The sequence below is a fragment of the Sandaracinobacteroides hominis genome, assembly GCF_016464365.1.
GTDB classification, from domain to species: domain Bacteria; phylum Pseudomonadota; class Alphaproteobacteria; order Sphingomonadales; family Sphingomonadaceae; genus Sandaracinobacteroides; species Sandaracinobacteroides hominis.
On the sequence record NZ_JADCUC010000001.1, the window covers coordinates 326426 to 350525 of the forward strand.

Below are 24100 nucleotides of genomic sequence, written 5' to 3' on the forward strand. Positions count from 1 at the left end.
ATGAGCATTCTCGTCAACAAGAACACCAAGGTCATCACCCAGGGCTTCACCGGCAAGCAGGGCACCTTCCACGCCCAGGCCGCGATCGCCTATGGCACGCAGATGGTGGGCGGCGTCGCACCGGGGAAGGGCGGCTCCACGCACCTCGACCTCCCGGTTTTCGACACCGTGCTGGCCGCCAAGGAAGCAACCGGCGCTGATGCCTCGGTCGTCTACGTGCCGCCGTTCGGCGCCGCAGACGCGATCCTCGAAGCCATTGCGGCGGAAATCCCGCTGATCGTCTGCATCACCGAAGGCATCCCGGTGCTCGACATGGTGCCCGTGAAGCGCGCGCTCCAGGGCTCGAAGTCGCGCCTCATCGGCCCGAACTGCCCCGGCGTCCTCACGCCCGGCGAATGCAAGATCGGCATCATGCCGGGCAGCATCTTCTCCAAGGGCTCGGTCGGCGTCGTCTCGCGTTCCGGCACGCTCACCTATGAAGCCGTGTTCCAGACGACGAACGAAGGCCTCGGCCAGACGACGGCCGTCGGCATCGGCGGCGATCCGGTCAACGGCACCAACTTCATCGACGTGCTGGAGCTGTTCCTCGCCGACGACAACACCAAGTCGATCATCATGATCGGCGAAATCGGTGGTTCGGCCGAAGAAGAAGCCGCGCAATTCCTGCGCGACGAAGCCAAGCGCGGCCGCAAGAAGCCGATGGTCGGCTTCATCGCGGGCACCACGGCGCCTCCGGGCCGCCGCATGGGCCACGCCGGCGCCATCGTGTCCGGCGGCCAGGGCAAGGCCGAAGACAAGATTGCGGCCATGGAAGCGGCCGGGATCAAGGTCAGCCCCAGCCCGTCCGAGCTGGGCACCACGCTGAAGGCGCTGCTCGCAGGCTGAACAAACCGATGGCAGCCATGCGACAATTGACGCATGGCTGCCATACCGGATGCGTATGCGGTTGAGCGAACGGCTTGCACTCGCTATCTCGGCTGCCTGTAGGCAGGCGAAACCCTTGCCGATGCAATCACTATACGCGCGTGCAATCACGAAAAGGCTCATTTTGCGATGAATGACGAGCAGGGACTGAACGAAACCCTGCCACGCCCAAGCTGGGCGCGGCCAGGCTGGCCCATGCTGCCTGACGACGATCTCACGCTCGCCTTCGATTATGGCCTGCCCGGCAAGGCCGCCGCAGCCGTCGCCAGGGCGAACGGCAAGCCCGCCCCGGCCCCGACGTCTGACGACGCCCGCAAGGCTGCCGAAGACAGCGTCCGCGCCACCATGCTGATCCGCACCTATCGCGTGCGCGGCCACCTCGCGGCCGATCTCGATCCGCTGGGCCTCGCCGATCGCCCGCTCCCGGCCGACCTCACGCCCGAATATCACGGCCTCGCTGACCCCAACCGCATCGTCTACATCGGGGGCATCTTCGGCGGGCTGGAAACGGTGAAGGTCTCCGAGCTCGTCGAGATCCTGCGCCGCAACTACTGCGGCCACGTCGGCCTCGAATATATGCACATCAACGATGTGGAAGAGCGCCGCTTCCTGCAGGAGCGTTTCGAGGGCCGCGACAAGGAAATCCAGTTCACGCCCGAGGGCAAGAAGGCGATCCTCAACAAGCTGATCGAAGCCGAGCAGTTTGAGAAGTTCCTCGCCCGCAAATATGTCGGCACCAAGCGCTTCGGCCTCGAAGGCGCCGAAGCCGCGATCCCGGCGCTCGAATCCATCATCAAGGTCGGCGGCGCGCAGGGCGTCAACGAGATCGTCGTCGGCATGCCGCACCGCGGCCGCCTCAACGTGCTCGCCAACGTGATGCGGAAACCCTACCGCAACATCTTCCACGAATTCTCCGGCGGCTCCTCCAACCCCGAGGACGTCGGCGGCTCCGGCGACGTGAAGTATCACCTCGGCGCCTCCACCGACCGCGAATTCGACGGTAACAAGGTCCACCTCTCGCTGGCACCCAACCCGTCGCACCTGGAGGCTGTGAACCCGGTCGTGCTTGGCAAGGCGCGCGCCACCCAGCGCATGAGGGGCCAGGCGACTCCCGGCTCCAGCTGGCCGCAGCTGCAATCCCAGGTTCTTCCCGTTCTCCTGCATGGCGATGCTGCCTTTGCAGGGCAGGGCATCGTTGCCGAATGCCTCGGCTTCTCCGGCGTCCCCGGCTATTCGTCGGGCGGCTGCATCCACTTCATCGTCAACAACCAGGTCGGCTTCACCACCAGCCCGGCCTTCGCCCGCTCCAGCCCCTACCCGTCCGACGTGGCGAAGCTGGTGCAGGCGCCGATCTTCCACGTCTATGGCGACGATCCGGAGGCGGTCACCTTCGCCACCAAGGTCGCGACCGAATTCCGGCAGACATTCCACCGCGACGTCGTGATCGACATGTGGTGCTATCGCCGCTTCGGCCACAATGAAGGCGACGAGCCTTCCTTCACTCAGCCGCTGATGTACGCCAAGATCAAGGATCACCGCTCGGTTGCCACCCTCTATGGCGAACGTCTGGTGGCCGAAGGCCATGTCACCGCCGAAGATGTCGCGGCGATGGAAAGCGCCTTCATCGGCGTGCTGGAGGCGGATTTCGAATCCGCCGCCAACTTCCGCCCCGAAAAGGCCGACTGGTTCGGCGGCCGCTGGATGGGCCTCAGCCAGCCCGCAGACCCGGTCACTGCCCGCCGTTCGGCCGAAACCGGCGTCGACGAAGCCGAACTGCGCGCGCTCGCCGGCCGTCTGCATGCCGTGCCCGAAGGCTTCAACATCCACCGCACGCTGCAACGCGTGCTGAAGGCCCGCGCCGACACGATCGAGGCCGGCGAAGGCATCGATTGGGCAACCGCCGAAAGCCTCGCCTTCGGCACGCTGGTCACCCCCGGTGAAGAGCAATATGCCGTCCGGCTCTCCGGCCAGGACAGCGGCCGCGGCACCTTCTCCCAGCGGCATGCCGTCTGGGTCGATCAGAACACCGGCCAGAAATACATCCCGCTCACCCAGCAGGGCGGCGATTTCGAAGTGTATGACAGCCCGCTGTCCGAATTCGGCGTGCTCGGCTTCGAATATGGCTATGCCATGGCCGAGCCGAAGAAGCTGGTCCTCTGGGAAGCGCAGTTCGGCGATTTCGCCAACGGCGCGCAGGTGATGATCGACCAGTTCATCGCTTCGGGCGAAGCAAAGTGGTTGCGCGCCAACGGCCTCGTGATGCTGCTCCCGCACGGCTACGAAGGGCAGGGGCCGGAGCATAGCTCTGCCCGCCTCGAGCGCTATCTGCAGCTCTGTGCCGAGGACAACATCCAGGTCGCCAACTGCACCACGCCGGCCAACTATTTCCACATTCTGCGCCGGCAGATGCTGCGTCCGTTCCGCAAGCCGCTCGTCATCATGACTCCGAAGTCGCTGCTCCGCCACAAGCGCGCGGTCTCGACACTGGCCGACATGGGCGCCGGCTCGTCGTTCCACCGCTGCCTCGACGACCTCACCCCGGTCGATCCGGCGAAGGTGAAACGCCTGATCCTCTGCTCGGGCAAGGTCTATTACGACCTCGCCGACGAGCGCGATGCGCAGGGCCGCGACGACGTCTATATCCTGCGCGTGGAACAGCTCTACCCGTTCCCCGGCGACGTCATCGCCGAATATGTCGCGCGCTTCCCGGCGCTCGAAACCGTGGTCTGGTGCCAGGAAGAGCCGAAGAACGCCGGCGGCTGGACCTTCGCGGAACCGCTGGTCGAGGAGGCCGCCGGCATCCGCCCGGTCTATGCCGGCCGTGCCGCTGCGGCGTCCACCGCCACCGGCCTTGCCCGCCGCCACGCCGCCGAGCAGGCTAAGCTGCTCCACGAGGCGCTGGGCGACAGCAAGAGCGAAGTGCGCGCGGCCATCCGTTCCAGCCTGAAATCAAGTTCGCGGCAAAAGGCCGCCTGAGGGGATATTAATGGACGTCCAGGTTCCGGCGCTCGGCGAAAGCGTCACCGAAGCTTCGATCGGACAATGGCTGAAGAAGCCGGGTGAAGCGGTGAAGGCCGACGAGCCCATCGTCAGCCTGGAGACCGACAAGGTCGCCGTCGAAGTGAACGCGCCAACCGATGGCGTGCTCACCGAGCAGCTGGTGAAGGAAGGCGACACCGTGCAGGTGGGCGCCATCATTGCCCGCATCGAAGCCGGCGCCGCCGCTGCCGCCAAACCCGCCGCTCCGGCACCGGCCGCTGCACCGGCGCCTGCCGCTGCAGCACCCGCTGCACCAGCACCGGCCCCCGCCGCTGCTCCGTCGGCAACCCCCGCCACCTACGAAGCGCTGGCCCCCGCCGTCCGCGTCCTCGTCGAAACCTACAACCTCGACAGCAGCAGCATCGCCGGCACCGGCAAGGACGGCCGCCTGACGAAGGGCGACGTGCTTGCCGCCATCGAGGCCGGCACCGCCAAGGTGAAGGCCGCCGCCGCCCCCGCAGCAGCCGCTGCATCGGCAGCTCCCGCCGCCTCTGTTGGTCGCGCCGAAGAACGCGTCCGCATGACGCGCCTGCGGCAAACTATCGCCCGCCGGCTGAAGGAAGCGCAGAACACGGCCGCGATGCTCACCACCTTCAACGACGTCGACATGACGGCGGTGATGGATGCCCGCAACCGCTACAAGGACGCCTTCGAGAAGAAGCACGGCGTCCGCCTCGGCTTCATGTCCTTCTTCGTGAAGGCTTGCGCGCTGGCCGCCAAGGACGTGCCGAGCGTAAATGCCCGGATTGAAGGCGACGAAATCGTCTTCCACAATTATTTCGATGTCGGCGTTGCCGTTTCCGGCCCGGGCGGCCTCGTCGTCCCGATCCTGAAGGACGCCAATTCCAAGAGCTTCGCCCAGATCGAGCTGGAAATCGCCGATTTCGGCAAACGCGCCCGCGACGGCGCCCTGAAGCTGGAGGAACTGCAGGGCGGTACCTTCACCATCTCCAACGGCGGCGTCTTCGGCTCGCTGATGTCCACCCCCATCCTCAACCCGCCACAATCCGGCGTGCTGGGCATGCACCGCATCGAGGAACGCCCCGTCGTCGTGAAGGGCCAGATCGTCATCCGTCCGATGATGTATCTGGCGCTCAGCTACGATCACCGGCTGATCGACGGCCGCGAAGCCGTCACCTACCTCGTCCGCGTGAAGGAAGCGCTGGAAGACCCCACGCGCCTCGTCATCGACCTGTAAGCCAACACGTGTCACCCCGGCGAAGGCCGGGGTTCAGTCCCGCCCTCGCCGGAGACAGCGCCATGTCCGATTACGACGTCATCATCATCGGCTCCGGCCCGGGCGGTTATGTCGCCGCCATTCGCGCCGCGCAGAATGGTCTGAAGACCGCCTGCGTCGAATCCCGCGAAACGCTGGGCGGCACCTGCCTCAACATAGGCTGCATACCGTCGAAGGCGCTGCTGCACGCCTCGGAACTCTATGAAGAAGTCTCCGGCGGCCATCTGAAGAAGTTCGGCATCACTGCCAGCGCCAGCATCGACCATGCCGGCCTGATGGCCTCCAAGGACAAGTCGGTGAAGGGCCTGACGGACGGCATCGCCTTCCTTTTCAAGAAAAACAAGGTCGACTGGCTGAAGGGCCACGCCAGCTTCGAATCGAAGAACAGCATCAAGGTCGGCGACGAGACGCACACGGCGAAGAACATCGTCATCGCCACCGGCTCCTCTGTCACCCCGCTCCCGGGCGCGGAGATCGACAACGCCAAGGGCGTCATCGTCGATTCCACCGGCGCCCTCAGCCTTGCGAAGGTCCCCGGCCACCTCGTCGTCATCGGCGGCGGCGTCATCGGCCTGGAGCTCGGCTCGGTCTGGCGGCGCCTCGGCGCCAAGGTCACCGTCGTCGAATATCTGGACCAGATCCTCCCCGGCATGGACGGCGAAATCCGCAAGGATTCGGCAAAGCTCCTGTCGAAGCAGGGAATGGAAATCCGCACCGGCACCAAGGTGACGGGCGTGAAGACCGGCAAGTCGGGCGCTACGCTCACGCTGGAGCCGGCAGCCGGCGGCGCCGCCGAAACGCTGGAAGCTGACGTCGTCCTCGTCTCCATCGGCCGTCGCCCGAACACCGATGGCCTCGCGCTCGAAAAGGCCGGCCTGGCGCTCAACCCGCGCGGCCAGATCGAAGTCGACCACTATCTCGCCACCAACGTCCCCGGCATCTGGGCGATCGGTGACGTCACCCCCGGCCCGATGCTCGCGCACAAGGCCGAAGACGAGGGTGTCGCTGTTGCAGACAACATCGCCGGCCGCACCGGTTATGTGAACCACGATGTCATCCCATCGGTCGTCTATACCATGCCCGAAATCGCCGGCGTTGGCCTGACGGAAGAGGCCGCGAAGGAAAAGGGCGAGATCAAGGTCGGCCGCTTCCCATTCCTCGCCAACAGCCGCGCCAAGACCAACCAGGACACCGACGGCTGGGTGAAGATCATCGCCGATGCCAGGACCGACCGCGTCCTTGGCGTCTGGATCCTGAACCGCCTGGCCGGCACGCTCATCGCCGAAGCCGCGCTGGCGATGGAGATGGGTGCTTCGTCCGAAGATATCGCGCTCACCTGCCACGCCCACCCCACCCACGCGGAATCGCTGAAAGAGGCCGCGATGGCGGTGACGGGCAAGCCGATACATATCTGATGCCAGTCCACTTCTGATGGAATCGGTAGCGCTGGAGGATTTTCGCCGGATCTTCATCGCGCTCGACTATGTCGGCGTCTTCATCTTCGCCATTACGGGCGCACTGGTGGCAGCCCGCGTCCGGCAGGATTTCGTCACCTGCGCCTTCTTCGCCGGGATGACGGGAATGGGCGGCGGCACCATCCGCGACCTGATGATCGGCGCCCCCGTCTTCTGGACCGTGCAAAGCTGGTTCATCGCTGTCTGCCTGCTTGCCACCTTCGCCGTCTGGTTCCTCCGCACAGACCAGTGGCCGGGCAAGCCACTGCGCTGGCTCGATGCGCTGGGGCTTTCAGCCTATTGCGCCTTCGGCTCGCTGAAGGCGCTCAGCTTCGGCATCGATCCGGTCCCCGCCGTCCTCATGGGCGTCATCACCGCCACCTTCGGCGGCGTTCTGCGCGACATCGTCGCCGGCCAGCCCTCCATCCTGATGCAGCGTGAAATCTATGTAACGGCGGCCATAGCCGGCGCCGCCGTCACCGTTCTGCTGGCGGCGGGCGCAGGCCTGAACGGCTGGGTGGCTGGCGGGGCAGGGGCACTTGTCGCCTTCATCATCCGCGCCGGCGCCATCTCACGTGGCTGGAAATTGCCGATCCATCCCGGCTAGCGGCGCCGTTTCGCGAATAGATAGAGGGTGCTGCCAACCAACACCGTCGCCCCAAGCATCACCCAGGAATCCCGCTCAGTCTGCGAAATCGCCCACAGGCACAGCGCCGTCGCCAGCAGCAGAACGACCGTAAGCCCGAGCGGCGGCAGGGACCGCTCGCCGGCATCCGCGCGCAGCTTCGGCAGGCTGGCATAGACCAGCAGGAACAGGAACAGTCGCGCAATCGTCCCCAGAACCGCCAGCCACACGAAGCTGCCGGTCAGCGCCATCAACAAGGCGACCGCGCCAAAGGCCAGGATTGCATTCACCGGTGTCCCGAACCGCGCGTTCACCTGCCCGAACCATCCCGGCAGCACGCCACGTTCCGACATCGCAAACAACAGCCGCGGCGACGAAAGCAAATTGCCGTGCAGATTTCCCGCCAGCGAAGCCAGCGCCGCAAACGCCACCACCAGCGCACCGCTCGGGCCAAGGATCACAGTCCCCCAGGCCATCAGCGGCGCATCGCCGCTCGCCGGCGGATCGACCGCCAGAAAGCCGAACTGGATCAGCATGTAAAAGGCCGTCGTCAGCAACAGCGTCAGCAACAAGGCGCGCGGTATCGTGCGCTTGGCCTCCCGCGTTTCGCCAGCCGGCACCAGCACATTCTCGAACCCGACAAAGGCATAGAGCAGGATCAGCGCGCTCGCCTCCACCTTCGACAAGGTCGGCAGATGCCCGGGCGCCGGCAGCTCGACGCCGAACATCCACAGCGCCACGCCAACCAGCAGGATCAGCGGCAGCACCTTGGCGACCGAAACCGCCGCCAGCAGCCGGATCGATTGCTTCACCCCAACCACATTCGCAACGACCAGCACGCCGATCAGCACGGTCAGGATCAACGGTACGGCAAAGGCCGAATTCAACCCGGGGAACAGGCCGATGAAATAGGAAGCAAACACATTGGCATTGGCCGCAAGCGCCGTCAGCTTCGCCAGCGTGAACAGCCAACCCGCCTGAAACCCGGCAAACGGCCCGAACGCCGTCCCCACATAGGCAACCGGCCCACCGCTGATCTCAAACCGCGCGGCCGCCGCCGCCAGCGGCAACACCATCACCAGCATCGTCAGCCCGAACAGCGGGAACAGCCATGGCCCAAAGGCGCCGAATTCCGTGTGTACCAGCCCCGGCAGCACAAAGATTCCGGCACCGACGATCCCGTTGAAGGTGATCAGCGCCGCACCGAAGGGCCCGATCGCCCGGCGGAGCCCCGGCTCAGAGGCCAAGGCGCGCCTTCACCAGCGACGTAACCGAAGCGGGCGGATCTCCCGCCGGCTGCGGCACGCCAAAGCGCACGCAGGTCATGCAATGCGCCTGAATCGACGGCCCCTTCGCCACCGCGATCGCCGCCTGCACCTGCGCGGCCGCCCGCATCCGCGAAGCCGCAACCGCCCGCGCCAGCGCATCTGCAGGAGCCGCCCCACCGCTTTCCGCGCCGGTCAGGCGATTGACGAGCTGCAGCAGCAACGGCTCGGCCGGCGCCATCGTCACCACCCGCGGTTCACCCTTGATCCCGGCACGCCGCGCCGCCTCGCGCACGGCCGCATCCAGATCGCCATACTGGTCGATCAATCTCAGCTGCTTCGCCCGCGATCCGGACCAGACGCGTCCCTCGGCCACCTTCTCCACCTCGGCCACGGGCATCTTCCGCGACGCCGCCACCATCGTCACGAACTGGCGATAGATGTCCTCGACACCGCCCTGGATCAGTGCCCGAGTCGGGTCGTTCAGCCCGCCCGCCACATCCGGCTGCCCCGAAAAGGGCGTCGTCGACACCCCGTCGGTCGAAATCCCCAGACCCTTCAACGTCCGCTCAAAGGTCGGGATGATGCCAAACACGCCGATGGAACCGGTGATGGTGGAGGGGCTGGCATAGATCGCATCCGCCCCCGCACCCACCCAGTATCCGCCGCTCGCGGCCACCGGCCCGAAGCTGGCGATCACCGGCATCTTTACCTTCTTCGCTTCCAGCATCGCCTGCCGGATCTGCTCCGAGGCCAGCGCCGATCCGCCGCCGGAATCCACCCGCACCACCAGCGCCTGCACATCGCCATCGGCAACTGCATCGTGGATCAGGTTCGAAATCGTGTCGCCACCGGCCTGTCCGGCAGGCGCCTCACCGTCGACGATGTTGCCGCTCACATGCACAACTGCCACGGCGGGCCCGCTTTCCGAAATCGGCTGCTTTGCAGCCCAATAATCGGCCACCTCGATCCGCTTGTAGTCGCCGGGAACATCCGGGTCGTCACCCTTGCCCAGCTTCTCCTGCAGGGCGTCCTTCCAGGCCGCCTCGCTCAGCACGGCATCGACCAGCCCGGCGTCCTTCGCCAGCTCCGCCTGATCCTTGTTGGCGCCGGCCACCCGTTGCGGCCAGCTTTCCAGCAGCGCCGCCATATCCAGCCCCTTGCGCTGCCGCTCCACGCCCGCACGCCAGTTCGCCCAGATATCGTCGGCCAGCATCTGGTCGGCCGCCTTCGCCTCCGGTGAACTCTCGTTGCGGGTGAAGGGTTCGACAAAGCTCTTGTAGGTGCCGACGCGGAACACCTCCACGTCCACTTTCAGCTTGTCCAGCGCATCCTTGAAATAGAGCCCCTTGCCGCCCGGCCCGGAGATCATCACCGCCCCCATTGGCGAAATGCCGATGCTGTTCGCGTGCGAGGCGAGGTAATAGCCGTCGTCGCCATAGGCAGTCGCCCAGGCCTCCACGCGCTTGCCCTTCGCCTTGAACTTGTCGAGCGCGGCGCCGACGCTTTCCAGATTGGCCAGCCCGCCGCCCATGAAGCCGTCCAGATCCAGCGTGATCATCTTGATCGCCGGGTCTTCGGCCGCCTGGCGGATCGCCTTCACCAGCGCTGCCGTCTCCGTCTCCGGGATCACCGGCTCGCCGGAGATCAGCGCCACAGGCGACCGCTCGCTCATCTGGTCCACCAGAAGGCCATCCAGGTCGATGTTCAGCGCCGCCCCTTCGGGCACCGAAATCTTCGGCGAATTGGAGGATACGGCCGCCCACAGCAGCCCGAAGATGAGCAGCATGAACAGCAGCACAAGCGCGTCCTTCACACCCACCAGGAAGGTCCACGCGCTTTTCAGAAACTGCATACGAATTTGCTCCAGGTCAGGCAGCCAGCCTTAGCGAAGAGCGGCAAAACTGCAATGCACCACTGTTGACTTGCGCCCCGCGCCGGTCGAATCCTTGCGGCCATGAACCGAGACGATCTGGACGCCGCCGTAGAGGCCGGCATCATCGACAATCAGGCCCGCCTGCGGCTGCTTGCCTTCGCCGCCAGCCGAAGCGAAGGCGCGGCAGGGCCGGACAACGAAAGCTTCCGCTTCCTCACCGGCTTCAACGACATCTTCGTGACGCTCGCCTGCATCCTGCTGCTCGTCGCCATCGGCTCGCTGCTGCCTCCGCTTCCCGCTACGGCCGGCGTCGCCATCGGCAGTTGGGCACTGGCGGAGTATTTCACGCGGAAGCGCCGTATGGCGCTTCCCTCGATCGTGTTGCTATTGGCCTTCGTCGGCGGAGTCTTCGGTTTCACCTTCCTTGCCGTCACAGGCGGCGGCCACTGGGGCGCGGCCATGGCTCAGTTTCGCCAGACAGGGCAGGTCGCGGCGATCTTTGCACCGCTGCTGGTTGCCGGCCTCGCCGGCGCGGCCGCCGCCGCCGGCCACTGGAGGCGGTTCCGCGTGCCGATCACGCTTGCGGCCGGTGCAGCCGGTCTCGCCATCGGGCTGGTTGCGCTGGCGGGCACGCTGATCCCCAGCCAGCCCACGATCCTCATCGCCTGCCTGATCGCCGGCCTCGCCATCTTCACGCTCGCCATGCGCTACGATGTCAGCGATCGCCTGCGCCTGTCGCGCAACACCGATATCGCCTTCTGGCTGCACCTGCTGGCAGCGCCACTGATCGTGCACCCGGTGTTTGCGCTGTCCGGAATCGTGGATCATCCCGGCCCGGCGTCTGCCGCCGTCGTGCTCATTGCCTATGCAGCGCTTACGCTGGTCGCACTGGCCATCGATCGCCGCGCGCTACTGGTATCGGCTCTCGCCTATGTCCTCTGGGCGCTGAACGGTCTGTTCGAGGCCGGCGAAGTCGCCACGGCCTGGGGATTCACGGCGCTGATTCTCGGCAGCTTCCTCGTCATGCTTTCGGCGGCGTGGGGGCATCTCCGTCGTCGCCTTCTTGCACAGCTGCCGGCGCCTTGGGCTGCCAGGCTGCCTGCGGCTCCGTGACGGGCGCCGGGCGAATCGCTGCCCACACCGGCTCCCCGCGTGCATCCCGGGGAATTTCACCGTACGTCACCGCGCCGCGGTGCGCGCCAGAGGCCGTATAGAGCGGTGCAGGCGCGCAGGCCGCAACCAACCCAAGGCCCAGGACGACAACGACGGTGGGATTCAACATTCGGATAACCTATTCCAGCAACTTAGCGCCCCCGCCATGTTATCCTTAACCTTGCAGCCACATGAATGAAATGCCTGAAATAGCCACAATCGTTCGACTTGCCGCTCGCGGAGACGGTGTCACCGCAGACGGACGCTACATTGCCCGCGCCGTTCCCGGCGATGGCGTGGACGAAGATGGCGCCATCCTCCCCGGGCCAAACCACCAGCAACCCGCCTGCCGCCATTTCGGCGCATGCGGCGGCTGCCAGCTTCAGCATGTCCCCGACGCGCTGATCGCCGAATTCGCGCGCGATCGGATCCTGCACCCGCTGGAGCGCGCCGGAATCGTTCCAACAGAGGTAATGCCGGTCCATGTCTCGCCCGCCCACAGCCGGAGGCGCGCTGCCATGCGGGCAACCCGGACCAAAGGGCAGGTCAGGGTCGGCTTCAACGCCGAAGGCGCGCACAGCCTCGTCGATATCGCCGAATGCCCGGTCCTCCGCCCGGAACTGTTCGAACTCGTCGCCCCCCTGCGCCAGATACTCGGGCCGCATCTAGCAGAGCGCTCCGCAATCGGCATCACCATGACGCTGACGGATCAGGGCGTCGATCTCCTGCTCTCCAATCTGCAGGCGAACTCGCTTCCCGTGATCGAGGGCCTCACCGGCTTCGCGCGGGAAACCGGCCTTGCCCGCCTCAGCCTCGAAGGGCCGATGGGGGTGGAAACGCTGGTGGAACGCGCCGAACCCAGCATCCGCATGGGCGGCGTCACCGTCACGCTTGCGCCGGCGGCGTTCCTGCAGGCAACTGCCGATGGCGAAGCTGCGCTGGTCGAAGCCGTCACCCTGATCGTCGGCAGCGCCGGCCAGCTAGCCGATCTGTTCGCCGGCAGCGGCACCTTCGCGCTTCCGCTTTCGCGAACGGCAGCGGTCACCGCTGCAGATGGCGCCGGGCCGGCAATCCGCGCCCTGGCCGAAGCCGCCCGACGCGCGGGCAGGGCACTGGTCACCCAGCACCGCGACCTCTTCCGCAAGCCGCTTCCGGCAGACGAACTGGGCAAGTTCGACGCCGTCGTCATCGATCCCCCGCGCGCCGGCGCCATCGCCCAGATGGGGGAACTGGCGCAAAGCAAGGTGCCGGTGATCGCCGCGGTCAGCTGCAACCCGGCGACCTTCGCCCGCGATGCCGAATGCCTCGTCGCGGGCGGCTACACACTGCACCGCCTCTGGCCGGTTGCCCAGTTCCGCTGGTCCACCCATATCGAGCTGGTAGCCGAGTTCCGCCGCTGAAGGAGGCCCGCAACTGGCAGTATCAGCGCTGATCCGCGCAACAATTCGTCACAGCATAGGTCAACAAAACTCGCTAAGAGCCAGAATGTAGTTGCGTTCCATTCAAACCCCGTCGCGCAAGAACGACACCGGGAGAAAAAGAAAATGAAGGTCGCTCATATCCTCGCAGCCGCCGCTTTCGCGGCGTTCTCCACCGCATCGTCGGCAGCAGTGCTCTACACGCAGGCCGCCCCCACCGGCGCGCTTGAAAGCCCGAATTCGGTCGATTTCAACTTCAACGCGCCGGCAGGCGCCGGCCTCGCCAGCTTCACGCTGCACGGCTACGCCTCGCTCGACGGCGCCGGCAATGGCTATACCGACATCTTCACGGTCAGCCTCAACGGCACCGACATCCTGCAGGGCAGCTGGAATCTCGGCGGCGGCGGCAACGACGTCGTCTGGTTCGCCCCCGTCGGCAGCTCGATCAGCGTTTCCTCGCCCGGCGGCTGGGCCGGCGGCACCGGCCTGTTCTCCGTACCGCTCGCACTGACCGCCGGCAGCAACACGCTGACGCTCAGCTATTCCGGCAACGGCCAGGGCCTGGGCGACGAAGGCTGGGGCATATCCAACCTCACGGTGGCCGGCGTTCCCGAGCCCGCGACCTGGGTGATGCTGATTGCCGGCTTCGGCATGGTCGGCTTCGCCCGCCGCCGCGGCCCGATCGCCAGCACCCTCGCCTAAACGGCTTCTCACCCTCTCTCGCCGTTGCTAGGCATGCGGGCGAGAGAGGGCAGGAGAAGCAGCAATGCATCATGCCCGTTTGAACTATCTTGTCGCAGCCGCCACCGGCTGCCTGCTCGCAGCGTCCGCCCAATCGGCCGCATTCGACCCGCGCAATCACAAGGCGCCGCTCGCTGGAAATCCTACGCAAGTGATGGTCCTCGGCTCTTCGCACCTGTCGGGCCTTCCCGAACGCATCGACGCGAATAGCCTCTCGCTCGTCAACAGCCGCCTCGCCGGCTGGAAACCCGACCGTATCGCCATCGAGGCGCTGTCCGGCGTCCAGTGCGATTTTCTCCTCCGTAACCCGGCACTCTATCCGGCCGTAGCCGACAATTATTGCGTGGAAACGGCCGAGGCCAATGCCGCCACCGGGCTCGACGTGCCGGCAGCCAATGCCGAGGCCGCGCGCCTGCTCGAAACCTGGCCCGCCAGTCCAACCGCCGCGCAACGCCGCCGCCTGGCGCTCACATTCCTCGCCGCCGGCGAGCCGTCCTCCGCCGTCGTGCAATGGCTGCGCCTGCCGCCAGCCGAACGAGTCGCAAAAGATGGTCTCACCCCCGCGCTCGCAAGCTGGATCGACGGCCGCGTCACCCGCCGCAACGAAAACTACCTCGTCGCCGCCGCCCTCGCCGCACGACTCGGTCATGAACGCGTCTGGGCAATGGACGATCACACCTCCGACATCCTCACCGCCAACAGCAGCAAGGCCTTCGACCAGGCGATGACCGAAATCTGGAGCAATCCCGAAGCGCAGGCGCGGCGCGCCGAATCCACGGCGCGCGAGGCAAAGCTGGGCACCCCGGAATCGATGCTGGCCCTCTATCGCGACGACAACGACCCGGCGGTGGCAGAACTCGCCTTCAACAGCGACTTCGGCGCCGCCATGCGCCACCAATCCCCGGAGCTGTACGGCCGCCGCTACCTGGGCTGGTGGGAAACCCGCAACCTGCGCATGGCCGGCAACATCCGCGAAATCGCCACCGCCATCCCCGGCGGCCGCCTGCTCGTGATTACAGGCTCCAGCCACAAGGGCTATCTCGATGCCTATCTGCAGATGATGCACGACCTGAAACTGGAAAGCCCGCTACCGCTGCTGCAGTAACGGGCCTTCCGATCAATCCAACCCGGCAGGGCTCAGGCGAACAGCTTCGCCCAGCCGCGCTTGGTGCGATCCTTCCAGTGGCCGCGATGATAGGCGTCGCTCGCCAGCAGCGGCATCACCGAACCGGCTTCGGCAAACACCATCTGCTCGATTCCGGTGTTCACCTTGCCCCAACTCGCCGCTTCCTGCAGCGTCGAGGAAGAACAGGCGCCGTCGCGCACGTCCGCCACGGTGATCTGCACGGCATATTTGTGCACTTCCACGTCCTCATGGCCCAGGATCTCGGCGCAGACGACGGTGTCCTGGATGAAGTTCTTCGGCACGCCGCCGCCGATCATCAGCAGGCCGGTGGTGCCGGCCTGAATCTTGATGTCGGTCAGCTCGCGGAAGTCGGCGATGGCGTCCAGCACCATATAGGGCTTGCCCTCCTTGGCGCGGTCCACCTGATGCTTCACCAGCCCGAAACCGGCCGACGAATCGACGAACGCCGGGCAGAAGATCGGCACGTCATGCTCGTATGCAAGCTTGACGAGGCTGTTGTCCTTCTTGCCATGCTCAGCCAGATACTTCCCCATCTCGCGGATGAAGGCGCGGCTGGAATAAGGCTTCGGCTCCAGCGAGTTGGCGATCTTGTTGATCGTGAAATCGCAATCCTGCAGCTGCTCCTCGTCGATATAGGTATCATAGATGCGGTCGATGTAGAGCGAGCGCAGGGTATCGTCGTCCGGGATTTCCAGCGCCTGATAATGCTTGTGGCCAAGCCCTTCGAAGAAATCCATGTCGACGATGGTGGCGCCGGTCGCGATCACCACGTCCACCATGTTGGAGCGGATCAGCTCGGCATACAGGTCCATGCAGCCGCCGGCCGAAGTCGAACCGGCGATCACCAGGCACACCGTGCAATCCTTGTCGGCCAGCATCTGGTTATAGATGCCGGTCGCCCGCGCGAGATCGCGGCTGGTGAAGCTCATGTTCGCCATCTGGTCGATGATCGGACGCGCATCGAAGCTCTTGATGTCGATATGCTCGACCTTCTTCGAAAGAAGCTCGGCCTTGCGCTGCTGGTCGATTTGCTCGCTCATTGATATCTCCAACATCGAAAATTGCCCCACCGCCTGAGCGGTGGGGGACTGCATTCCTGCATAGTGTTAAGCGTTAATGACGCCGCTGTCTTGAATGATGATAGGCGCGCCTTCAGCGCCGATGGGCGCCCAGCTTCACTACATTGGCCGGAACCGCAGGCACACCGTCCACCGGAATCAGCGACGCCATCGGCTCGTCCCGCACAATCGCGGTCTCGCCGGCACCGAATCCGTTGAACCCGGTGCGCATGGCCTGCCCATAGGCGCCCAGCTGGCCCACCTCCAGATAATCGCCCGCCTTCACGTCGGAAGGCAGCTCGAACGGGCCCTTCATATAGTCCATGTCGTCGCAAGTCGGACCATAGAAGGCAAACTCGTCGGCTTCCGCCACGGATTCGTCGGCCCGCACCAGCTTCACCGGGAAGCGCCAGTCAACATGCGCCGCATCGAACAACGACCCATAGGCGCCGTCGTTGATATAGAGCTCGTTGCCGCGCCGCTTTTCCACCCGCACCAGCACGCTCGCATAGTCGGCGGACAGCGCCCGGCCGGGCTCGCACCACAGCTCCGCCGAATAGGAAACCGGCAGCGCTTCATAGGCGCGCTCGATCACCGCGAAATAGGTCTCCAGGCTCGGAGGCTCCATGCCCGGATAGCGCGACGGGAAGCCGCCGCCCACGTCGATCACGTCAACGGTAACGCCCGCCTCGACAATCGCCGCCCGCACAAAGGCAAGCGCATCGGCATAGGCAGCCGGGCTCATCGCCTGGCTACCCACATGAAAGCAGATGCCCAGCGCGTCAGCCGCCTGCCGCGCTGCCAACAGCAGGGCAGGGGCGTCGGCAACGCCGATACCGAACTTCGAGGCAAGGCTCAGCTTCGAATAACCCGACGAAACCTTCAGCCGCACGCAAAGGGTCAGGTCGTCCGCCGGCACGCCGTCGGTCGAGCAGGCGCGGACGATCTTCGCCAGCTCCTCATGCGTATCCAGCGAGAAGATGCGCACGCCCTGCACATGATAGGCCTCGGCAATGGCTTCTTCCGCCTTCACCGGGTGCATGAACGCCAGCACCGCCTTGGGCAGCAGCCCGCGCACCAGCCGCACTTCCGCAATGGAAGCGACGTCAAAGTGCCGGATTCCGCCAGCCCACAGGGTCTCGATGAGATGGGGCGACGGATTCGCCTTCACCGCATAGAAGCTCTTGCCAGGGAACGCCGATACGAAGAACCGCGCTGCATCAAGCGCTGCATCCGGGCGAACTAGAGTAACGGGAGCTGCCGGTTGCAGCTCGGACGCTACCCGAAGCGCGTTATGATATTCGTACAATTCAAGGGACCTCCGGGGAACAGTTGCAGATACGACTGCCTTGCGGTGGAAGTCCCATGGGGCAGCGGAGCGCGCATATGGGGTCGAAGGCCCCCCATGTAAAGCGGAAAATTGTTACAGCGCGTCCGACGGTTAGAGTCGGCGGCTAGCTCGGTCTTGCGCGCTGTTTTTTGCTTGGCGTTCCACGCAGGTTCCGCGCACTTGCGCGGGCGGCCGGTCGGCCTTGCGGGCTTCGCCCGGTCTTGTTGGGATGCTCCGCATCCTGTTCCGCGCATTGGCGCGGGCGCGCGGTCGCGCTTGCGGCCTGCGGCCGTTGGGGCGGGTCCAAGTGCAGGCCCGCTTCATCTTCCGCCGGCGATCAGGCGCCCAGCTTGCCTGCCACGAAGTCGGCGAGCGATGCCACCGTCTCGAACAGCTCGCCTGTCACCTCGTCATCATCGATCAGGATGTGGAAGCGATCCTCCAGCGCCGTCAGAACCGTCGCCACCGCCATCGAATCGAGTTCCGGCAGGCTACCGAACAGTCCGGTGTCGCGCTCCAGCGAGGCTGTCACTTCCGGCGACAGCGCCAGCGCATCGCCCAGCACGGCGACAACATTGCGGACGGTTTCAGAAGATGCGATCGACAAGCTGGCCACGGTTGGCAGGAACCTCGTTCAAAGGCGCGGAGCATTTCGCACGGGCTTGAAAAGCGGGCGCGCCTTACCGCGATGCAGCAGAGTTTGCAACCAAACCGTCTCTCTGGCCCGTTTGCGCGCCGCCGCCATTGCAACCGGCCCCCCGTCCCCATAGATGCGAAGCCCATGGCAACCCGTTTCCGCAAGATGCACGGCCTCGGCAATGATTTCGCGATCTTCGATGCGCGCGAGATTGCCATCGTCATGCCCGGCGAACGCGTCCGCCGCCTGGCAGATCGCCGCCGCGGCATCGGCTGCGACCAGCTGATCCTGCTGGAGCCCAGCTCCCGCGCCGACGTCTTCATGCGCATCTTCAATCCGGACGGCAGCGAAGCCGAGGGCTGCGGCAACGCCACCCGCTGCGTCGCCCACCTTCTCGGCGGCGAAGCGACCATCGAAACCCGCGGCGGCCTGCTCACGGCCGTCCCTGCAGGCGATGGCGTCACCATAGACATGGGCGCCCCTCGCTTCGGCTGGAACGACATCCCGCTCGCCTATGCCATGGATACCGGCGACATGCCCGTCGGCTGGGGCGAACTCGAACGCCCCGTCGGCGTCTCCATGGGCAACCCGCACGCCGTCTTCTTCGTGTCCGACATGGGCGCCGTCCCGCTCGCCGTCCTCGGCCCCGAGATCGAAACCGATCCGCTCTTTCCCGAGCGCGTCAACGTCAATGTCGCCACCATCGCCGCCCGAGACCATATTGCGCTGCGCGTCTGGGAGCGCGGCGCCGGCCTCACGCTCGCCTGTGGCACCGGCGCCTGCGCCACCTTCGCCGCCGCCCGCAAGCGCGGCCTGATCGACGCCCGCGCCCGCCTGTCGCTTCCCGGCGGGGACATGATCATCGCGGAAACCCCCACCGGCAGCATTGCCATGACCGGCCCTGTCGCCACCAGCTTCCTCGGCGAAACCGACCTGTGAGCGCAGCACCGGCGAAGGTCGTAACCCACGGCTGCCGTTCCAACCTCGCCGAGCGCGATGCGCTGGCCGCCCTCGCGCCGTCCGGCGCCACCGTGATCAACAGCTGCGCCGTCACGGCAGAGGCCGCCCGCGACGCCCGCGCCGCCGCACGCGCAGCGACCGGCCCGGTCTATGTCACCGGCTGCGCCGCCACCCTCGATCCGGCCCGCTTCGCCGACATCGCCACCATCATCCCCAACGCCCGGAAACTCTCGCCGCAGGCATGGGGCAGGGCAGGGCCGCCAGCCGCCGCCGTCACCCGCCAGAGCCGCGCCTTCGTCGCCGTGCAGGACGGCTGCGACCATGCTTGCACCTTCTGCGTCACCCGCCTCGCTCGCGGCGCCTCGCGCTCCGTGCCGGTCGACGAGGCGCTCGCCCGCATCGCCGCCCTCGACGCCCCCGAAATCGTCCTCACCGGCATCGACACCACCAGCTACGGCCAGGATCTTCCCGGCAAGCCCACGCTGGGGGCTCTGGTGCAGGCGATCCTCGCCCAAACCGGCGTCCGCCGCCTCCGCCTCTCCTCGCTCGATTCCGCCGAAGCCGACGACGCACTGATCGAAGCCTTCGCCGACCCCCGGCTGATGCCGCACGTCCATCTTTCGCTGCAGTCCGGCGACGACCTCATCCTGAAGCGCATGAAGCGCCGCCATTCCCGCGCCGACGCCATCCGCCTCGTCGAGCGCCTGAAGTCGCGCCGCCCCGACATCGCCATCGGCGCCGATCTCATCGCCGGCTTCCCCACCGAAGGCGAGGCGGCCCACGCCAACAGCCTCTCCCTGCTGACAGAGGCCGACATCGTTCACGCCCACATTTTCCCCTATTCGCCCCGCCCCGGCACAGCCGCCGCGCGCATGCCGCAAGTTTCGCCGCACATCGCCAAAGCCCGCGCCGCCCAGCTGCGCGAAGCCGCCGCGCAACGCCTGCACAGCTTCCAGTCCACCTTCCTCGGCACGCCGCTCGAAACCGTCAGCGAGGGCAAGTCCGGCATCACCCCGCACGGCCTGAAAATCCGCTACAGCGAACCCCAACCGCGCGGCGCCATCGTCCAAGCCACGCCCGCATCCATCGAAAACGGCCAGATCTTCCAATGAACGATGTCACCGAAAAGACAGGCTGGCTCAGCCGCATGCGCGCGGGCCTCTCCCGCTCGTCGGAAAAGCTCACGCAGAACCTCGTCTTCCTCGCCGGCGGCGGCCGCATCGAGGCGGAGGACCTCGAAACCATCGAGGAAGCGCTGATCGCCGCCGACCTCGGCCCGACCGTCGCCGCCCGCATCGTCGCGAAACTCTCTGAGGCCCGCCTCGCCGGCGACATCGACATGGCCCGCGTCCGCCAGGTGGCCGCCGACGAGATCGCTGCCATCCTCCAGCCTCTGGCCAAGCCGCTCCTCGTCACCGCCTTCCCGCGCCCGCACACCATCCTCGTCGTCGGCGTCAACGGCACCGGCAAGACCACCACCATCGCCAAGCTCGCCCACCTCTTCCAGGAGGACGATTACGCCGTGCTGATGGCGGCCGGAGACACCTTCCGCGCCGCAGCCGTCGAGCAGCTGAAGGTCTGGGGAGAGCGCCTCGCCATCCCCGTCATTTCCGGCAAGCCCGACGCCGACGCCGCGGGCCTCGCCTTCACTGCGATGGACCAGTCCCGCGCTTCGGGGCGCGACGTGCTGCTGGTCGACACTGCAGGCCGCCTCCAGAACAAGTCCGGCCTGATGGACGAACTCGCCAAGGTCCGCCGTGTCCTCGGCCGGCAGGCGCCGGGCGCCCCCCACGACACCATCCTTGTCCTCGACGCCACCACCGGCCAGAACGCGCTCTCGCAGATCGAGATCTTCCGTGAAGTCGCCGGCGTCACCGGCCTCGTTATGACCAAGCTCGACGGCACCGCCCGCGGCGGAGTCCTGGTCGCTGCAGCCGAGAAATTCGGTCTTCCGATCCACGCCATAGGCGTCGGCGAAAAACTCGGAGACCTCCGCCCCTTCGACGCGCGCGCCTTCGCCGCTGCGCTCACGGGCGCCACCGCATGACCGACCAGACACCTCCCCGCCGTCAGCTGGAAGGCTGGCCCAAGCTCGCGGTCGATTTCGGCCCGCTCCTCGTCATGTTCGCGACCTACGCCCGCTTCGACATCTTTGTCGCAACGGCCGCGTTCATGGTCGCCACAGCAGCCGCCATGGCCTTCTCCTGGGCGCTCACCCGCCGCATCCCGGCAATGACCTGGTTCTCCGCCATCCTCGTCGGCGTCTTCGGCGGCCTCACCCTGTGGCTGAAGGACGAAACCTTCATCAAGGTAAAGCCGACGATCATCTACCTGATCTTTTCCGCCGTGCTGTTCTTCGGCCTCTATCGCGGCAACAATTATCTGAAATCGCTGTTCGGCTCGGCCTTCCACGGCGTATCCGAACGCGGCTGGCAGCTCCTGACCTGGCGCTGGGCGATCTTCTTCCTTGTCGTCGCAGCGATGAACGAGGCCATCTGGCGCCTCTTCTCCACCGACATCTGGATGCACTTCAAGGTCTGGGGCGACACGCTCCTCACCTTCCTCTTCGCACTTGCACAAATGCCCATGCTGATGCGCCACGGCCTCAAGCTGGAGGACAAGGCAAAGCCTGAGAAGCCCGGTCCGGAAATGTAAAGACTTGTCAAAGTCGTGGGTTAACCATATCCGGCGCCTATCGTGGCTTTGCTGCGTTTGCTAACAGCCAAACATGGCCAGCCCAGAGTCGGTCAGGCCAAGAAAACAGGATAGGGTCGTATAATGAAGAAGTTTCTTGCCGCCGCGGCGATGGCCTCGGCCGTTATTGCAACGCCTGCCAGTGCTGCCACGCTGATCCTCGGCGGTTCCAATGCCAACGTCACCAGCGTCATCCGCCACGATGCCGGGCTCACGCTCACCTTCACGGCGGGGCAGTTCAGCATCGATCCCAACAGCCTGACGGCGCTGTCGCAGTTGACGATGAACCGCAAGGTTTCGATCACTGCGCCGGGCCTCGGCGTGGATGGTGGCGTCTCCGCGCCGCAGATCGACACCAACACCGCCAACAAGCGCGAAGCACTTGTGGTCACCGGCTCCAGCGATTTCTCGATCGAGAAGCTGAAGCTGTCCTACATCGACAACAACGACACGCTGCAAGTCTATGGCATCGGCGCAGGCGGCGTGCTCACCTCGCTCGGCTTCGACGGCACGATCAAGACTGGCCTCGACGGTGCCGCCAGCTTCGTGAACAGCGCTGCGAACAGCGGCACCACCTGGCTCACCCTGCTGGATCCGACCTCTCGCTACAGCGGCTACGTCTTCACCACCCGCGTAGGTGGCGACGTGCTGTTCGGCGGCGACCTCGGCCAGGGCTACCGCGTTGACCAGATCGTCGCCGGCGTGCCCGAACCCGCCACCTGGGCCATGCTGATCGCCGGTTTCGGCATGGTCGGCTTCTCCGCCCGCCGGCGTCGGATCGGCGCCGTTTCGGCCTGACAGGCAACCCATGCGAAAAGGGGCCGGGGTGCAAACCCCGGCCCCTTTTTCATGTCACTTCGCTTCGTAGCTGCGCACCAGCTGGTCCAGCAGCCGCACGCCATAGCCGCGCGGCCCCTTCGGGACCGTCGGCAGAGCCGTCTCGGCCCGGTCCATCGCCGCCATGTCGATATGCGCCCAGGGTGTCGGAGTAGGCGTCAGGAAGCCGATGAAATAGGCCGCAGTCCCCGCACCGGCCCGTCCGCCTTCCTTGGAATTCTTAATGTCGGCGATCTCGCTTTCCATGTCCTCGGCATAGCTCGGGTGGATCGGCATCCGCCACATCTCCTCCCCCACGCGCTTGCCGCCTTCCACCAGCCTTGATGCCAGCGCCTCGTCGCGCGCGAACAGCCCGGAATATTCCTCGCCCAGAGCGGCAACGATCGAACCGGTCAAGGTCGCGATATTCACTACGGCAGCCGGGTTATACTGTCGGATCGTCCACTGGTTCGCATCCGCCAGCACCAACCGGCCTTCGGCGTCGGTGTTGATCACCTCCACGGTCTTGCCGTTCATCGTCCGTACCACGTCGCCGGGCCGCTGCGCCCCGCCGTCGGGCATATTCTCCGATAGCGCGGCCACGCCGATCACATTCGCCTTCGCCCCGCGCTTCGCCGCTGCAATCACCGCGCCAATGGTCGCCGCCGCGCCCGACATGTCGCCCTTCATTTCCCACATGCCGGTCGCCGGCTTGATGGAAATGCCACCAGAATCGAAGGTTATCCCCTTGCCCACCAACGCCACGGGCGGCGCATTGCCGCCACCCCGATACTCCACCGCCAGCAGCCGCGACGGCCGGCGCGAGCCTTGCCCGACGCCCAGCAGCGACCCCATGCCCAGAGCCCGCATCTGCGGTTCGTCCAGCACGGTGATGCGGACGTTCGGCACACCCTTCAACTCGGCCTGCACGGCCGCCACGAAGCTCTCCGGATACAGTTCATTGGCTGGCGTCGTCACCAGATCGCGCGCAAAGCGCACGCCAGAGGCCAGCTGCGCCAGATCCGCCTGATAGGCCACACCCGCGCCCGCATCCGCCGTCACCACCGTCACCGCCGCAACCGGCGGCACCTTCGGCGCAGACTTCAGCCGATCATAGCGATACTGCCCCAGCGCCGCGCCATAGGCGACATAGGGCGCAGACCCTGCCGGCAGCCCGCCTGTCAGCAAGGCAATCTCGTTCGGCTCATCCCGCAACGCCTGCGCCGCCTTGCCGCCGAAATCGGCGAGATCGGTCTCCACCACGGCCGCGCCCGGCTTCACCCCCACCAGCAACAGCTGCGGATGCCCGGCCACGCCATACAACGCCAATGTCTTCCCCGGCTTGCCGTCGAACCGCGCATTGGCGATCCCGGCCTTGATGGCGTCCGCAGCGCCAGCCGGCAACTGCGCTGCTGCCGCGCCGATTCCATCCGCACCCAGCACAGGCACCACCAGCACCGCGCCAGTCGGCGCCGTCGGCGCAAAGCGGATCGGCCGTTCGGCGCTGTTCTGCCGCGTGGAAGGCGTCAGCCCTCGTTGCTCAAAGCTCGGCTCTCCAGGGACGGCGAGGGCAGGGGAGGCCAAAATCGTGGCCGACAGAAGGGCGATCGAAAGCCGGGCAATATGCATCGGTCATGCAACTCCAGATTGATAGATTGCGGGCTTGTTACAGACGCCCCCCTGCGATGCCAACCCGCTCGCCCGAAATGCCGCACCCACCGTCCTGT

The 24100-nt window shown here is 66.0% G+C and carries 20 protein-coding genes; 14 read left to right on the forward strand and 6 right to left on the reverse strand.

Annotation, left to right across the window (positions count from 1 at the left end):
- The 5 genes from sucD (at position 1) to IM784_RS01735 (ending at position 7261) form a co-directional block, all read left to right on the forward strand.
- On the forward strand, positions 1 to 885 hold the full coding sequence (gene sucD, locus IM784_RS01715) for a succinate--CoA ligase subunit alpha (RefSeq protein WP_199553560.1): 885 nt from the start codon (positions 1 to 3) through the stop codon (positions 883 to 885).
- A 168-nt stretch (positions 886 to 1053) separates the two neighbouring features.
- Entirely contained in the window at positions 1054 to 3900 is a 2847-nt protein-coding gene (locus IM784_RS01720; protein WP_199553561.1) for a 2-oxoglutarate dehydrogenase E1 component, read from the forward strand.
- A gap of 4 nt (positions 3901 to 3904) precedes the next feature.
- Positions 3905 to 5161 carry a 2-oxoglutarate dehydrogenase complex dihydrolipoyllysine-residue succinyltransferase gene (gene odhB / locus IM784_RS01725; protein ID WP_199554110.1) on the forward strand — a complete coding sequence of 419 codons (1257 nt, stop codon included), beginning with the start codon at positions 3905 to 3907 and terminating at the stop codon, positions 5159 to 5161.
- Between the two features lie 62 nt (positions 5162 to 5223).
- Positions 5224 to 6615 (forward strand): dihydrolipoyl dehydrogenase, encoded by a 1392-nt coding sequence (lpdA, locus tag IM784_RS01730; RefSeq protein ID WP_199553562.1) that lies wholly within the window; start codon positions 5224 to 5226, stop codon positions 6613 to 6615.
- Between the two features lie 16 nt (positions 6616 to 6631).
- Positions 6632 to 7261, forward strand: coding sequence for a trimeric intracellular cation channel family protein (locus tag IM784_RS01735; protein WP_199553563.1), 630 nt, complete (start codon positions 6632 to 6634; stop codon positions 7259 to 7261).
- Here the strand turns inward: IM784_RS01735 and IM784_RS01740 are convergent.
- Together IM784_RS01740 and sppA are read right to left on the reverse strand one after the other, a co-directional pair.
- Positions 7258 to 8526, reverse strand: a complete 1269-nt coding sequence (locus IM784_RS01740; protein WP_199553564.1) for an APC family permease — start codon at positions 8524 to 8526, stop codon at positions 7258 to 7260. The genes IM784_RS01735 and IM784_RS01740 overlap by 4 nt on opposite strands.
- Complete coding sequence (gene sppA / locus IM784_RS01745; RefSeq protein ID WP_199553565.1) at positions 8516 to 10399, reverse strand: signal peptide peptidase SppA; 1884 nt, start codon at positions 10397 to 10399, stop codon at positions 8516 to 8518. The genes IM784_RS01740 and sppA overlap by 11 nt, the downstream gene beginning before the upstream one ends.
- Before the next feature lie 102 nt (positions 10400 to 10501).
- On the opposite strand from sppA, the gene IM784_RS01750 reads away from it, so the two are divergent.
- From IM784_RS01750 to IM784_RS01765, 4 genes are all read left to right on the forward strand, one after another.
- Positions 10502 to 11533 (forward strand): hypothetical protein, encoded by a 1032-nt coding sequence (locus IM784_RS01750; RefSeq protein ID WP_199553566.1) that lies wholly within the window; start codon positions 10502 to 10504, stop codon positions 11531 to 11533.
- A 239-nt stretch (positions 11534 to 11772) separates the two neighbouring features.
- A complete protein-coding gene (locus IM784_RS01755; RefSeq protein ID WP_199553567.1) occupies positions 11773 to 12972 on the forward strand; it encodes a class I SAM-dependent RNA methyltransferase in 1200 nt (399 codons plus the stop codon).
- 144 nt (positions 12973 to 13116) lie between these two features.
- Positions 13117 to 13692, forward strand: a complete 576-nt coding sequence (locus IM784_RS01760) for a PEPxxWA-CTERM sorting domain-containing protein (protein ID WP_199553568.1) — start codon at positions 13117 to 13119, stop codon at positions 13690 to 13692.
- 64 nt (positions 13693 to 13756) lie between these two features.
- Positions 13757 to 14836, forward strand: a complete 1080-nt coding sequence (locus IM784_RS01765) for a DUF5694 domain-containing protein (RefSeq protein WP_207791635.1) — start codon at positions 13757 to 13759, stop codon at positions 14834 to 14836.
- A 32-nt stretch (positions 14837 to 14868) separates the two neighbouring features.
- On the opposite strand, the gene IM784_RS01770 is transcribed toward IM784_RS01765, so the two are convergent.
- The 3 genes from IM784_RS01770 to IM784_RS01780 all read right to left on the reverse strand — a co-directional run bounded on the left by IM784_RS01770 (position 14869) and on the right by IM784_RS01780 (position 17873).
- Positions 14869 to 15918: a 1,9-bis(guanidino)-5-aza-nonane synthase gene (locus IM784_RS01770; RefSeq protein WP_199553569.1), complete on the reverse strand. Its 1050-nt coding sequence runs from the start codon at positions 15916 to 15918 to the stop codon at positions 14869 to 14871.
- 112 nt (positions 15919 to 16030) lie between these two features.
- Positions 16031 to 17245: an alanine racemase gene (locus IM784_RS01775; RefSeq protein WP_199553570.1), complete on the reverse strand. Its 1215-nt coding sequence runs from the start codon at positions 17243 to 17245 to the stop codon at positions 16031 to 16033.
- A gap of 358 nt (positions 17246 to 17603) precedes the next feature.
- Positions 17604 to 17873, reverse strand: coding sequence for an acyl carrier protein (locus IM784_RS01780; protein WP_199553571.1), 270 nt, complete (start codon positions 17871 to 17873; stop codon positions 17604 to 17606).
- A 174-nt stretch (positions 17874 to 18047) separates the two neighbouring features.
- Here IM784_RS01780 and dapF point away from each other — a divergent pair, with 174 nt between their 5' ends.
- The 5 genes from dapF to IM784_RS01805 all read left to right on the forward strand — a co-directional run bounded on the left by dapF (position 18048) and on the right by IM784_RS01805 (position 22355).
- Positions 18048 to 18842 (forward strand): diaminopimelate epimerase, encoded by a 795-nt coding sequence (gene dapF, locus IM784_RS01785; protein ID WP_199553572.1) that lies wholly within the window; start codon positions 18048 to 18050, stop codon positions 18840 to 18842.
- Positions 18839 to 19975, forward strand: a complete 1137-nt coding sequence (locus tag IM784_RS01790; protein WP_199553573.1) for a MiaB/RimO family radical SAM methylthiotransferase — start codon at positions 18839 to 18841, stop codon at positions 19973 to 19975. The genes dapF and IM784_RS01790 overlap by 4 nt, the downstream gene beginning before the upstream one ends.
- A complete protein-coding gene (ftsY, locus tag IM784_RS01795) occupies positions 19972 to 20910 on the forward strand; it encodes a signal recognition particle-docking protein FtsY (protein WP_199553574.1) in 939 nt (312 codons plus the stop codon). The genes IM784_RS01790 and ftsY overlap by 4 nt, the downstream gene beginning before the upstream one ends.
- Positions 20907 to 21518, forward strand: a complete 612-nt coding sequence (locus IM784_RS01800; protein WP_199553575.1) for a septation protein A — start codon at positions 20907 to 20909, stop codon at positions 21516 to 21518. The genes ftsY and IM784_RS01800 overlap by 4 nt, the downstream gene beginning before the upstream one ends.
- Before the next feature lie 123 nt (positions 21519 to 21641).
- Entirely contained in the window at positions 21642 to 22355 is a 714-nt protein-coding gene (locus tag IM784_RS01805; RefSeq protein ID WP_235976470.1) for a PEPxxWA-CTERM sorting domain-containing protein, read from the forward strand.
- Positions 22356 to 22409: 54 nt separating this feature from the next.
- Here the strand turns inward: IM784_RS01805 and IM784_RS01810 are convergent, their stop codons facing one another.
- Positions 22410 to 24002 (reverse strand): leucyl aminopeptidase, encoded by a 1593-nt coding sequence (locus IM784_RS01810; RefSeq protein WP_199553576.1) that lies wholly within the window; start codon positions 24000 to 24002, stop codon positions 22410 to 22412.
- Between the last annotated feature and the right edge of the window lie 98 nt (positions 24003 to 24100).

Bases quoted from the DNA above. Each gene is read 5' to 3' on its own strand.
- IM784_RS01720 (WP_199553561.1), top strand. From the start codon at position 1,054: ATGAATGACGAGCAGGGACTGAACGAAACCCTGCCACGCCCAAGCTGG.
- IM784_RS01770 (WP_199553569.1), bottom strand. From the start codon at position 15,918: ATGAGCGAGCAAATCGACCAGCAGCGCAAGGCCGAGCTTCTTTCGAAG.
- IM784_RS01735 (WP_199553563.1), top strand. From the start codon at position 6,632: ATGGAATCGGTAGCGCTGGAGGATTTTCGCCGGATCTTCATCGCGCTC.
- IM784_RS01805 (WP_235976470.1), top strand. From the start codon at position 21,642: ATGAAGAAGTTTCTTGCCGCCGCGGCGATGGCCTCGGCCGTTATTGCA.
- IM784_RS01760 (WP_199553568.1), top strand. From the start codon at position 13,117: ATGAAGGTCGCTCATATCCTCGCAGCCGCCGCTTTCGCGGCGTTCTCC.
- lpdA (WP_199553562.1), top strand. From the start codon at position 5,224: ATGTCCGATTACGACGTCATCATCATCGGCTCCGGCCCGGGCGGTTAT.
- IM784_RS01750 (WP_199553566.1), top strand. From the start codon at position 10,502: ATGAACCGAGACGATCTGGACGCCGCCGTAGAGGCCGGCATCATCGAC.
- dapF (WP_199553572.1), top strand. From the start codon at position 18,048: ATGGCAACCCGTTTCCGCAAGATGCACGGCCTCGGCAATGATTTCGCG.
- sucD (WP_199553560.1), top strand. From the start codon at position 1: ATGAGCATTCTCGTCAACAAGAACACCAAGGTCATCACCCAGGGCTTC.
- IM784_RS01810 (WP_199553576.1), bottom strand. From the start codon at position 24,002: ATGCATATTGCCCGGCTTTCGATCGCCCTTCTGTCGGCCACGATTTTG.
- IM784_RS01800 (WP_199553575.1), top strand. From the start codon at position 20,907: ATGACCGACCAGACACCTCCCCGCCGTCAGCTGGAAGGCTGGCCCAAG.
- ftsY (WP_199553574.1), top strand. From the start codon at position 19,972: ATGAACGATGTCACCGAAAAGACAGGCTGGCTCAGCCGCATGCGCGCG.
- IM784_RS01765 (WP_207791635.1), top strand. From the start codon at position 13,757: ATGCATCATGCCCGTTTGAACTATCTTGTCGCAGCCGCCACCGGCTGC.
- IM784_RS01755 (WP_199553567.1), top strand. From the start codon at position 11,773: ATGCCTGAAATAGCCACAATCGTTCGACTTGCCGCTCGCGGAGACGGT.
- sppA (WP_199553565.1), bottom strand. From the start codon at position 10,399: ATGCAGTTTCTGAAAAGCGCGTGGACCTTCCTGGTGGGTGTGAAGGAC.